This window comes from Escherichia sp. R1, assembly GCF_003000935.1.
Classification (GTDB): Bacteria; Pseudomonadota; Gammaproteobacteria; order Enterobacterales; family Enterobacteriaceae; genus Escherichia; species Escherichia coli.
In genome coordinates this window covers 105324-117744 of sequence record NZ_PSRU01000002.1, presented here as the reverse complement: position 1 = coordinate 117744, position 12421 = coordinate 105324, and the positions used below count along the sequence as shown (strand labels likewise).

At 51.8% G+C, this 12421-nt stretch carries 10 protein-coding genes and 2 pseudogenes; 7 read left to right on the top strand and 5 right to left on the bottom strand.

From position 1 onward, the window contains the following. Positions 1–180: 180 nt before the first annotated feature. On the bottom strand, positions 181–324 hold the full coding sequence (gene ypaB, locus C4F37_RS28205; protein ID WP_001753443.1) for a protein YpaB: 144 nt from the start codon (positions 322–324) through the stop codon (positions 181–183). Positions 325–451: 127 nt separating this feature from the next. Between ypaB and nrdA the strand changes: the two genes are divergently transcribed. The 3 genes from nrdA (at position 452) to yfaE (ending at position 4355) form a co-directional block, all read left to right on the top strand. Further along, positions 452–2737: a class 1a ribonucleoside-diphosphate reductase subunit alpha gene (gene nrdA / locus C4F37_RS03335; RefSeq protein ID WP_001075164.1), complete on the top strand. Its 2286-nt coding sequence runs from the start codon at positions 452–454 to the stop codon at positions 2735–2737. Positions 2738–2970: 233 nt separating this feature from the next. Beyond that, positions 2971–4101, top strand: coding sequence for a class Ia ribonucleoside-diphosphate reductase subunit beta (gene nrdB / locus C4F37_RS03330; RefSeq protein ID WP_000332037.1), 1131 nt, complete (start codon positions 2971–2973; stop codon positions 4099–4101). Further along, positions 4101–4355, top strand: a complete 255-nt coding sequence (gene yfaE / locus C4F37_RS03325) for a ferredoxin-like diferric-tyrosyl radical cofactor maintenance protein YfaE (protein ID WP_000135040.1) — start codon at positions 4101–4103, stop codon at positions 4353–4355. Before nrdB ends, yfaE begins: the two co-directional genes overlap by 1 nt. Positions 4356–4408: 53 nt before the next feature. Here yfaE and inaA read toward each other — a convergent pair whose 3' ends face one another. Together inaA and C4F37_RS27700 are read right to left on the bottom strand one after the other, a co-directional pair. Next, complete coding sequence (gene inaA, locus C4F37_RS03320) at positions 4409–5059, bottom strand: lipopolysaccharide kinase InaA (protein WP_000301050.1); 651 nt, start codon at positions 5057–5059, stop codon at positions 4409–4411. 79 nt (positions 5060–5138) lie between these two features. Then, positions 5139–5243, bottom strand: a pseudogene (locus C4F37_RS27700) (hypothetical protein); the annotation flags it as partial. Between C4F37_RS27700 and C4F37_RS03315 the strand changes: the two are divergent. After that, a pseudogene (locus C4F37_RS03315) lies at positions 5238–5480 on the top strand (LysR family transcriptional regulator); the annotation flags it as partial. The pseudogenes C4F37_RS27700 and C4F37_RS03315 sit on opposite strands and share 6 nt — an antisense overlap. A gap of 41 nt (positions 5481–5521) precedes the next feature. On the opposite strand, the gene glpQ reads toward C4F37_RS03315, so the two are convergent. Together glpQ and glpT are read right to left on the bottom strand one after the other, a co-directional pair. Next, positions 5522–6598: a glycerophosphodiester phosphodiesterase gene (gene glpQ, locus C4F37_RS03310; protein ID WP_001773999.1), complete on the bottom strand. Its 1077-nt coding sequence runs from the start codon at positions 6596–6598 to the stop codon at positions 5522–5524. Positions 6599–6602: 4 nt separating this feature from the next. Next, positions 6603–7961 (bottom strand): glycerol-3-phosphate transporter, encoded by a 1359-nt coding sequence (gene glpT / locus C4F37_RS03305; protein ID WP_000948731.1) that lies wholly within the window; start codon positions 7959–7961, stop codon positions 6603–6605. 272 nt (positions 7962–8233) lie between these two features. Here glpT and glpA point away from each other — a divergent pair, with 272 nt between their 5' ends. Genes glpA through glpC form a run of 3 tightly spaced genes read left to right on the top strand, consistent with a single transcriptional unit; the run spans position 8234 to position 12298 of the window. After that, positions 8234–9862, top strand: coding sequence for an anaerobic glycerol-3-phosphate dehydrogenase subunit A (gene glpA, locus C4F37_RS03300; protein WP_000857227.1), 1629 nt, complete (start codon positions 8234–8236; stop codon positions 9860–9862). After that, a complete protein-coding gene (gene glpB, locus C4F37_RS03295) occupies positions 9852–11111 on the top strand; it encodes a glycerol-3-phosphate dehydrogenase subunit GlpB (protein ID WP_001774000.1) in 1260 nt (419 codons plus the stop codon). The genes glpA and glpB overlap by 11 nt, the downstream gene beginning before the upstream one ends. Continuing rightward, positions 11108–12298 carry an anaerobic glycerol-3-phosphate dehydrogenase subunit GlpC gene (glpC, locus tag C4F37_RS03290; protein WP_001000377.1) on the top strand — a complete coding sequence of 397 codons (1191 nt, stop codon included), beginning with the start codon at positions 11108–11110 and terminating at the stop codon, positions 12296–12298. Before glpB ends, glpC begins: the two co-directional genes overlap by 4 nt. The last annotated feature ends 123 nt before the right edge of the window (positions 12299–12421 follow it).

The following is a 12421-nucleotide window of genomic DNA, read 5'->3' as shown; positions in this document are numbered from 1 at the left end:
TAACAATAACCGAATAGAAAACAACCATTTCGCCATCAACAATCTCTTACATTCGCTTATATATTGACCACAACTGATACATCAGATTATGTGATGACTCGTGCTTAGATCAATTTTTGCAATCATTAGCAAAAAGATTAATAAGCCATCTATATCAATTTATCTAACCTATTATGCCGTTCAAGAAATCGCCGAACAGTTATTTTTAACAAATTTTTCTCTTCCCATTGACTTTCCCGGACACCTTGTCTGACCTAAGGTGCGCGAAAGCCACTTTTTCCTTCCTGAGTTATCCACAAAGTTATGCACTTGCAAGAGGGTCATTTTCACACTATCTTGCAGTGAATCCCAAACATACCCCCTATATATAGTGTTCTAAGCAGCTTCCCGTACTACAGGTAGTCTGCATGAAACTATTGCGGAAAGAATTCCAAAAACAGGTACGACATACATGAATCAGAATCTGCTGGTGACAAAGCGCGACGGTAGCACAGAGCGCATCAATCTCGACAAAATCCATCGCGTTCTGGATTGGGCGGCAGAAGGACTGCATAACGTTTCGATTTCCCAGGTCGAGCTGCGCTCCCACATTCAGTTTTATGACGGTATCAAGACCTCTGACATCCACGAAACCATTATCAAGGCTGCCGCAGACCTGATCTCCCGTGATGCGCCGGATTATCAGTATCTCGCCGCGCGCCTGGCGATCTTCCACCTGCGTAAAAAAGCCTACGGCCAGTTTGAGCCGCCTGCGCTGTACGACCACGTGGTGAAAATGGTCGAGATGGGCAAATACGATAATCATCTGCTGGAAGACTACACGGAAGAAGAGTTCAAGCAGATGGACACCTTTATCGATCACGACCGTGATATGACCTTCTCTTATGCTGCCGTTAAGCAGCTGGAAGGCAAATATCTGGTACAGAACCGCGTGACCGGCGAAATCTATGAGAGCGCCCAGTTCCTTTATATTCTAGTTGCCGCGTGCTTGTTCTCGAACTACCCGCGTGAAACGCGCCTGCAATATGTGAAGCGTTTTTACGACGCGGTTTCCACATTTAAAATTTCGCTGCCGACGCCAATCATGTCCGGCGTGCGTACCCCGACTCGTCAGTTCAGCTCCTGCGTACTGATCGAGTGCGGTGACAGCCTGGATTCCATCAACGCCACCTCCAGCGCGATTGTTAAATACGTTTCCCAGCGTGCCGGGATCGGCATCAACGCCGGGCGTATTCGTGCGCTGGGTAGCCCGATTCGCGGTGGTGAAGCGTTCCATACCGGCTGCATTCCGTTCTACAAACATTTCCAGACAGCGGTGAAATCCTGCTCTCAGGGCGGTGTGCGCGGCGGTGCGGCAACGCTGTTCTACCCGATGTGGCATCTGGAAGTGGAAAGCCTGCTGGTGTTGAAAAACAACCGTGGTGTGGAAGGCAACCGCGTGCGTCATATGGACTACGGGGTACAAATCAACAAACTGATGTATACCCGTCTGCTGAAAGGTGAAGATATCACCCTGTTCAGCCCGTCCGACGTACCGGGGCTGTACGACGCGTTCTTCGCCGATCAGGAAGAGTTTGAACGTCTGTATACCAAATATGAGAAAGACGACAGCATCCGCAAGCAGCGTGTGAAAGCCGTTGAGCTGTTCTCGCTGATGATGCAGGAACGTGCGTCTACCGGTCGTATCTATATTCAGAACGTTGACCACTGCAATACCCATAGCCCGTTTGATCCGGCCATCGCGCCAGTGCGTCAGTCTAACCTGTGCCTGGAGATAGCCCTGCCGACCAAACCGCTGAACGACGTCAACGACGAGAACGGTGAAATCGCGCTGTGTACGCTGTCTGCTTTCAACCTGGGCGCAATTAATAACCTGGATGAACTGGAAGAGCTGGCAATTCTGGCGGTTCGTGCACTTGACGCGCTGCTGGATTATCAGGATTACCCGATCCCGGCCGCCAAACGTGGAGCGATGGGTCGTCGTACGCTGGGTATTGGTGTGATCAACTTCGCTTACTACCTGGCGAAGCACGGTAAACGCTACTCCGACGGCAGCGCCAACAACCTGACGCATAAAACCTTCGAAGCCATTCAGTATTACCTGCTGAAAGCCTCTAATGAGCTGGCGAAAGAGCAAGGCGCGTGCCCGTGGTTTAACGAAACCACTTACGCGAAAGGGATCCTGCCGATCGATACCTATAAGAAAGATCTGGATACCATCGCTAATGAGCCGCTGCATTACGACTGGGAAGCTCTGCGTGAGTCAATCAAAACGCACGGTCTGCGTAACTCCACGCTTTCTGCTCTGATGCCGTCCGAGACTTCTTCGCAGATCTCTAACGCCACTAACGGTATTGAACCGCCGCGCGGTTACGTCAGCATCAAAGCGTCGAAAGACGGTATTTTGCGCCAGGTGGTGCCGGACTACGAGCACCTGCACGACGCCTATGAGCTGCTGTGGGAAATGCCGGGTAACGATGGTTATCTGCAACTGGTGGGTATCATGCAGAAATTTATCGATCAGTCGATCTCTGCCAACACCAACTACGATCCGTCACGCTTCCCGTCAGGAAAAGTGCCGATGCAGCAGTTGCTGAAAGACCTGCTCACCGCCTACAAATTCGGGGTCAAAACACTGTATTATCAGAACACCCGTGACGGCGCTGAAGACGCACAAGACGATCTGGTGCCGTCAATCCAGGACGATGGCTGCGAAAGCGGCGCATGTAAGATCTGATATTGAGATGCCGGATGCGGCGTAAACGCCTTATCCGGCCTACGGCTCGGTTTGTAGGCCTGATAAGACGCGCCAGCGTCGCATCAGGCTCCGGGTGCCGGATGCAGCGTGAACGCCTTATCCGGCCTACGGCTCGGATTTGTAGGCCTGATAAGACGCGCCAGCGTCGCATCAGGCACAGGATGCGGCGTAAAATGCCTTATCCGGCATTAAACTCCCAACAGGACACACTCATGGCATATACCACCTTTTCACAGACGAAAAATGATCAGCTCAAAGAACCAATGTTCTTTGGTCAGCCGGTCAACGTGGCTCGCTACGATCAGCAAAAATATGACATCTTCGAAAAGCTGATCGAAAAGCAGCTCTCTTTCTTCTGGCGTCCGGAAGAAGTTGACGTCTCCCGCGACCGTATAGATTACCAGGCGCTGCCGGAGCACGAAAAACACATCTTTATCAGCAACCTGAAATATCAGACGCTGCTGGATTCCATTCAGGGTCGTAGCCCGAACGTGGCGCTATTGCCGCTTATTTCTATTCCGGAACTGGAAACCTGGGTCGAAACCTGGGCGTTCTCAGAAACGATTCATTCCCGTTCCTATACTCATATCATTCGTAATATCGTTAACGATCCGTCTGTTGTGTTTGACGATATCGTCACCAACGAGCAGATCCAGAAACGTGCGGAAGGGATCTCCAGCTATTACGATGAGCTGATCGAAATGACCAGCTACTGGCATCTGCTGGGCGAAGGTACCCACACCGTTAACGGTAAAACTGTGACCGTTAGCCTGCGCGAGCTGAAGAAAAAACTGTATCTCTGCCTGATGAGCGTTAACGCGCTGGAAGCGATTCGTTTCTACGTCAGCTTTGCTTGTTCCTTCGCATTTGCAGAACGCGAATTGATGGAAGGCAACGCCAAAATTATTCGCCTGATTGCCCGCGACGAAGCCCTGCACCTGACCGGCACCCAGCATATGCTGAATCTGCTGCGCAGCGGCGCGGACGATCCTGAGATGGCGGAAATTGCCGAAGAGTGTAAGCAGGAGTGCTATGACCTGTTTGTTCAGGCAGCTCAACAGGAGAAAGACTGGGCGGATTATCTGTTCCGCGACGGTTCGATGATTGGTCTGAATAAAGACATTCTCTGCCAGTACGTTGAATACATCACCAATATCCGTATGCAGGCAGTCGGTTTGGATCTGCCGTTCCAGACGCGCTCCAACCCGATCCCGTGGATCAACACTTGGCTGGTGTCTGATAACGTGCAGGTTGCTCCGCAGGAAGTGGAAGTCAGTTCTTATCTGGTCGGGCAGATTGACTCGGAAGTGGACACCGACGATTTGAGTAACTTCCAGCTCTGATGGCCCGCGTTACCCTGCGCATCACTGGCACACAACTGCTGTGCCAGGATGAACACCCTTCCCTTCTGGCGGCGCTGGAATCCCACAATGTGGCGGTTGAGTACCAGTGTCGCGAAGGTTACTGCGGCTCCTGTCGCACACGCCTGGTTGCAGGTCAAGTTGACTGGATTGCCGAACCGTTAGCCTTTATTCAGCCGGGGGAAATTTTGCCCTGTTGTTGCCGGGCAAAAGGCGATATTGAAATCGAGATGTGAATTGGTTGTAGTGCCAGATACAACGCTTATGCGTCTTATCTGGCCTACAACGATTACATGGCGTAGTAATACGCTTTCACCTGCTCCCAGTCCGCTTTGGGGATTGGCTCCAGATATTTTTCCAGCTGGCGGAAGTCATGATTAATCGCTTTATCGCGACGCAAGCGGCGACGACTTTTCTCCAGGTCAAGAAAACCAGCTTCTGCATTACCTTCTGTTTTCACATAGATATGGCGAACATAACAACAGCCATGCTGACGATTAATGCTATGCATTTTCTTAAACGCCAGCGCCACTGCTTTCAACATGGCTTGCCGTACTTCGTCAGAATAAGGCGATACTGCATGCTGGGCATACCAGTCAGCAATGCTGATGAACCCCGCCATATCTTCAGTCACCAGCAACGCTCGCCATTCACCCTCAATTTTCACCGCTTCACCAAAAACGATCTTCGGCACGATGACACCGGCCCGTTCCAGTTCTTTAATTACCGCAACCTCACGGACAATCGTTGGTCGGCCGAACGGATAACGTACGGAATGAAACAGATGATGCGTCATGCGCTTTACATACAGCTTTTTGCCGTTGCGCTCGACGCATTGCACCCCGCTCATACCATTACGGCGATAGTTAGGCTCTTCAACCCAGTCGCCCTCTGTTGCCCACCAGTGATTAAATTCGTCGTACTTTGCTGAAACTGCCATACCCTATCGCCTGTCATTTTTATTAACGACAATGACTATAGGTGGTTACCTGAGGAAAATCTTAATGAAACGTGTCGTATTAATGAATTTCTTTTGCCACTACTAGCTTGACACCGCTTTTACCCTTCATTTGCAGCGCATAGATTCCACCAGCCACTACCACTAATAGTGCGCCCAGCAGATAAAATGTGAATTTAATCAGGCGGATACAGCGATGAATTTTATTCGACAGGGATTAGGCATCGCCTTACAACCAGAGTTAACGCTGAAAAGCATTGCAGGTGAATTGTGTTCCGTTCCTCTCGAACCAACTTTCTATCGACAGATTTCGTTGCTGGCTAAAGAAAAGCCGGTAGAAGGCAGTCCACTGTTTTTACTACAAATGTGCATGGAACAATTAGTGGCGATTGGAAAAATTTGATATGAGACAGGATGGCGCATGAACGCCATCCTGCAGTAACATTACTCTTTATTAAGAAATTTTACTGCCTTATCAGGGAAATCAGTAAACAGTCCATTTACACCCGCTTTGTTATACAGAGCATCATATAACTGATTCACATCAGGAGTGTATTCAGGCAGTTTATCTGACCGCACGGTATAAGGATGCACTACCAGTTTATTCTGCTGAGCATCTTGCACCATGCCAGTGAGTTTGATATTACCCGGCTGCGATGTCTCCTCAATCAACATATGGTAATCCGGACCAATACCATCTGCATATTCCGCCACCTGTTTCATGGCACCCGGCTTAAACATCCAGTCGTAGTTGTAATTAACCCAGCTTCCATCCGGCTGTTTCTGCTGCGTTTCATCCCAGTCGGTATAGGCAATCAGCTGTACCAGATTGAGCTCCATGCCCATTTTGGGTTCCAGCTCATTCTTAATACGCTTCAGCTCATCAGCATCAAAACATTGCAAATAAACTTTATCGTCTTTACCGGTGTAACCATATTTCTTCAGCACTTCCAGCGTTTTTGCCGCAATATCCTTCCCTTCCTGATGATGGAACCACGGCGCTTTGATTTCTGGATAAATACCGATATTTTTCCCGGTAGAGTGATTTAACCCCTGAACAAATTCAATCTCTTCTTCAAAGGTGTGCACCCGGAAGTCGGACTTACCCATTGGGAAACGCCCCGGATAAGTCTGCACTTTTTTACCGTTTTCAATATCGAAACCTTCGGTAAATTTCAACGACTTAATTTCATCCAGCGTGAAATCTATCGCGTAGTAACGACCGTCTTTGCGCGCCCGATCCGGGAAACGATCGGCAACATCAGTAACACGATCGAGGTAATGGTCATGCAGAACAACCAGATTGTCGTCTTTGGTCATCACCAAATCCTGTTCCAGATAATCCGCTCCCTGCGCATACGCCATCGCTTTTGCTGGCAGCGTATGCTCCGGCAAATATCCACTGGCACCGCGATGGGCGATGACTATTTTTTCGTTGCTGTCCGCCGCCATTGCACTGCTTCCCATGACTATAGTGCTCATCATGATCGCCATGCTAAGGTTTTTCAGCGTCAATTTCATGCCATTAGCCTCCGTTGCGTTCTTGCAGTAATTGTTCATGGCGACGTTTTTCGCCAATCATCACAACAATCAACAAGATAACCGCCAGAATGCTGCCGCCAATCATTACCATAAAGCCGCCATCCCAGCCGAAGAAGTCCACGGTGTAGCCAACAATCGCGCTCGCCGCCACCGAACCGCCCAGGTAACCAAACAGCCCGGTAAAGCCCGCTGCCGTACCTGCCGCTTTTTTCGGTGCCAGTTCCAGCGCATGCAGACCGATCAGCATCACAGGACCGTAGATCAGGAAGCCGATAACAATCATACAAATCATATCGACGGTTGGGTTACCTGCCGGGTTCATCCAGTAAACGATAGTCGCGATGGTCACCAGTGTCATAAAGAAAACGCCGGTTGCCCCACGGTTGCCACGGAAGACTTTATCCGACATCCAGCCGCACAGCAGAGTGCCCGGAATACCTGCATATTCATAAAGGAAGTAGGCCCAGGAGGATTTATCTAGCGCGAAATGCTTAACCTCTTTCAGATAAGTCGGTGACCAGTCGAGGATGCCGTAACGCAGCAGATAAACGAACACGTTGGCGATGGCGATATACCACAGCAGTTTGTTCGGCAGTACGTACTGCATGAAGATTTGCTTCGCCGTCAGCTCCTGTTCCGCTTTTTCGTTATAGTCGTCCGGATAATCATTTTTGTACTCTTCGATCGGCGGCAAGCCACAGGATTGCGGGGTATCGCGCATCATCGCAAAGGCGAATAATGCCACCAGAATGGCGCAGAAAGCAGGCATATAGAGCGCCGCATGCCAGTCATTGAACCAGGCCATCCCCAGCAGGAACAGCAGCGGCGGAATACCACCACCGACGTTGTGCGCACAGTTCCACACTGACACAATGCCGCCACGTTCTTTCTGCGACCACCAGTGCACCATAGTACGACCACACGGCGGCCACCCCATCCCCTGGAACCAACCGCAGAGGAACAACAGTACAAACATCACCGCAATGCTCGACGTCGCCCATGGCACAAAGCCCATAAACAACATCACTGCCGCCGCCAGAATCAAACCTGCGGGCAGGAAAACGCGCGGATTCGAGCGATCCGATACCGAACCCATGATGAATTTCGAAAATCCATAAGCAATCGAGATCCCCGAAAGGGCAAAACCTAAATCACCGCGTGAGAATCCCTGCTCAACCAGATAAGGCATAGCAAGCGCAAAGTTCTTACGAACCAAATAGTAAGCCGCATAGCCAAAGAATATCCCCAGGAAAATTTGCCAGCGCAATCGACGATAAGTCGGATCGATCTCCGCGGCAGGTAAGCGCGCTTTGTGTGGCGCTGGTTTAAAAATACTCAACATTGATAGCCTCCGTGGCCCGTGGTCTTATTTATGATTAACAGCCTGATTCAGTGAGAGAACCTGCCGTTTCTTGAGTTGCCGCGATGTTAAGAAAACATTCATAAATTAAATGTGAATTGCCGCACACATTATTAAATAAGATTTACAAAATGTTCAAAATGACGCATGAAATCACGTTTCACTTTCGAATTATGAGCGAATATGCGCGAAATCAAACAATTCATGTTTTTACTATGGCTAAATGGTAAAAAACGAACTTCAGAGGGATAACAATGAAAACTCGCGACTCGCAATCAAGTGACGTGATTATCATTGGCGGCGGCGCAACGGGAGCCGGGATTGCCCGCGACTGTGCCCTGCGCGGGCTGCGCGTGATTTTGGTTGAGCGCCACGACATCGCAACCGGTGCCACCGGGCGTAACCACGGCCTGCTGCACAGCGGTGCGCGCTATGCGGTAACCGATGCGGAATCGGCCCGCGAATGTATTAGTGAAAACCAGATTCTGAAACGCATTGCACGTCACTGCGTAGAACCAACCAACGGCCTGTTTATCACCCTGCCGGAAGATGACCTCTCCTTCCAGGCCACTTTTATCCGCGCCTGCGAAGAAGCAGGGATCAACGCAGAAGCCATTGAGCCGCAGCAAGCGCGCATTATCGAACCTGCCGTTAACCCGGCACTGATTGGCGCGGTGAAAGTTCCGGATGGCACCGTTGATCCATTTCGTCTGACAGCAGCAAACATGCTGGATGCCAAAGAACACGGTGCCGTTATCCTTACCGCTCATGAAGTCACGGGGCTGATTCGTGAAGGCGCGACGGTGTGCGGTGTTCGTGTACGTAACCATCTCACCGGCGAAATTCAGGCACTTCATGCGCCTGTCGTAGTTAATGCCGCCGGGATCTGGGGGCAACACATTGCCGAATATGCCGATCTGCGCATTCGCATGTTCCCGGCGAAAGGATCGCTGCTGATCATGGATCACCGCATTAATCAGCATGTGATCAACCGCTGCCGCAAACCTTCCGACGCCGATATTCTGGTGCCTGGCGATACCATTTCGCTGATTGGCACCACCTCTTTACGTATTGATTACAACGAGATTGACGATAATCGAGTGACGGCAGAAGAAGTTGATATTCTGCTGCGTGAAGGGGAAAAACTGGCCCCCGTGATGGCGAAAACGCGCATTTTGCGGGCCTACTCTGGCGTACGCCCGCTGGTTGCCAGCGATGACGATCCGAGCGGGCGTAACGTCAGCCGTGGCATCGTGCTGCTCGACCATGCTGAACGCGATGGTCTGGACGGGTTTATCACCATCACCGGTGGCAAACTGATGACCTATCGGCTGATGGCGGAATGGGCTACCGACGCCGTATGCCGCAAACTGGGAAACACGCGCCCCTGTACGACCGCCGATCTGGCACTTCCTGGTTCACAGGAACCCGCTGAAGTTACCTTGCGTAAAGTCATCTCCCTGCCTGCCCCGCTGCGCGGTTCTGCGGTTTATCGTCATGGCGATCGCACGCCTGCCTGGCTGAGCGAAGGCCGTCTGCACCGTAGCCTGGTATGTGAGTGCGAAGCGGTAACTGCGGGTGAAGTGCAGTACGCGGTAGAAAATTTAAACGTTAATAGCCTGCTGGATTTACGCCGTCGTACCCGTGTGGGGATGGGCACCTGCCAGGGCGAGCTCTGCGCCTGCCGCGCTGCCGGACTGCTGCAACGTTTTAACGTCACGACGTCCGCGCAATCTATCGAGCAACTTTCCACCTTCCTTAACGAACGCTGGAAAGGCGTGCAACCCATCGCCTGGGGAGATGCACTGCGCGAAAGCGAATTTACCCGCTGGGTTTATCAGGGATTGTGTGGTCTGGAGAAGGAGCAGAAAGATGCACTTTGATACTGTCATTATGGGCGGCGGCCTCGCCGGATTACTCTGTGGCCTGCAACTGCAAAAACACGGCCTGCGCTGTGCCATTGTCACTCGTGGTCAAAGCGCGCTGCATTTCTCATCTGGATCGCTGGATTTGCTGAGCCATCTGCCGGATGGTCAACCGGTGACAGACATTCACAGTGGACTGGAATCTTTGCGTCAGCAGGCACCTGCCCATCCTTACACTCTTCTCGGGCCACAACGCGTGCTCGATCTCGCTTGCCAGGCGCAGGCATTAATCGCTGAAAGCGGTGCGCAATTGCAGGGCAGCGTAGAGCTGGCTCACCAGCGGATTACACCGCTAGGCACTCTGCGCTCAACCTGGCTAAGTTCGCCAGAAGTCCCTGTCTGGCCGCTGCCCGCGAAGAAAATATGTGTAGTGGGAATTAGCGGCCTGATGGATTTTCAGGCGCATCTTGCGGCGGCTTCATTGCGCGAATTGGATCTTAAAGTTGAAACCGCTGAAATTGAACTGCCGGAACTGGATGTGCTGCGCAATAACGCCACCGAGTTCCGGGCGGTGAATATTGCCCGCTTCCTTGATAATGAAGAAAACTGGCCGTTGTTACTTGATGCACTTATTCCGGTCGCCAATACCTGCGAAATGATCCTGATGCCCGCCTGCTTCGGCCTGGCCGATGACAAACTGTGGCATTGGTTGAATGAAAAACTACCTTGTTCATTGATGCTTTTGCCAACGCTGCCGCCTTCCGTGCTGGGCATTCGTCTGCAAAACCAGTTACAGCGCCAGTTTGTGCGCCAGGGCGGCGTGTGGATGCCGGGCGATGAAGTGAAAAAAGTGACCTGTAAAAATGGCGTAGTGAATGAAATCTGGACGCGCAATCACGCCGATATCCCGCTGCGCCCACGATTTGCGGTGCTTGCGAGCGGCAGTTTCTTTAGCGGCGGACTGGTGGCAGAACGTGACGGCATTCGCGAGCCGATTCTCGGCCTTGATGTGCTACAAACCGCTACGCGGGGTGAATGGTATAAGGGCGATTTTTTTGCGCCGCAGCCGTGGCAGCAGTTCGGTGTAACCACTGATGAGGCGCTACGCCCGTCGCAGGCGGGGCAAACCATTGAGAACCTGTTTGCCATCGGTTCGGTGCTGGGCGGATTTGATCCCATCGCCCAGGGATGCGGCGGCGGTGTTTGTGCCGTCAGTGCTTTACATGCCGCTCAACAGATTGCCCAACGCGCAGGAGGCCAACAATGAATGACACCAGCTTCGAAAACTGCATTAAGTGCACCGTCTGCACCACCGCCTGCCCGGTGAGCCGGGTGAATCCGGGTTATCCGGGGCCAAAACAAGCCGGGCCGGATGGCGAGCGTCTGCGTTTAAAAGATGGCGCACTGTATGACGAGGCGCTGAAATATTGCATCAACTGCAAACGTTGTGAAGTCGCCTGCCCGTCCGATGTGAAGATTGGCGATATTATCCAGCGCGCGCGGGCGAAATATGACACCACACGCCCGTCGCTGCGTAATTTTGTGTTGAGTCATACCGACCTGATGGGTAGCGTTTCCACGCCGTTCGCACCCATCGTCAACACCGCTACCTCGCTGAAACCGGTGCGGCAGTTGCTTGATGCAGCGTTAAAAATAGACCACCGTCGCACGCTACCGAAATACTCCTTCGGTACGTTCCGTCGCTGGTATCGCAGCGTGGCGGCTCAGCAAGCGCAGTATAAAGACCAGGTCGCTTTCTTTCACGGCTGCTTCGTTAACTACAACCATCCGCAGCTAGGCAAAGATTTAATTAAAGTGCTCAACGCGATGGGTACCGGCGTACAACTGCTCAGCAAAGAAAAATGCTGCGGCGTACCGCTGATCGCCAACGGTTTTACCGATAAAGCACGCAAACAGGCAATTACGAATGTAGAGTCGATCCGCGAAGCTGTGGGAGTAAAAGGCATTCCGGTGATTGCCACCTCCTCAACGTGTACATTTGCCCTGCGCGACGAATACCCGGAAGTGCTGAATGTCGACAACAAAGGCTTGCGCGATCATATCGAACTGGCGACCCGCTGGCTGTGGCGCAAGCTGGACGAAGGCAAAACGTTACCGCTGAAACCGCTGCCGCTGAAAGTGGTTTATCACACTCCGTGCCATATGGAAAAAATGGGCTGGACGCTCTACACCCTGGAGCTGTTGCGTAAAATCCCGGGGCTTGAGTTAACGGTGCTGGATTCCCAGTGCTGCGGTATTGCGGGAACTTACGGTTTCAAAAAAGAGAACTACCCCACTTCACAAGCCATCGGCGCACCACTGTTCCGCCAGATAGAAGAGAGCGGCGCAGATCTGGTGGTCACCGACTGCGAAACCTGTAAATGGCAGATTGAGATGTCCACAAGTCTTCGCTGCGAACATCCGATTACGCTGCTGGCACAGGCGCTGGCTTAAACTCCTTTCTGATGCCCGGTAAGCATGTTGTTACCGGGCATTTTTGCGTACACGATTCCGTGCCCAATGTATGCGTTGCAACGCAGTGAAAATTCCTCTGAAAACGTCTCGCAAAGGCTGAAA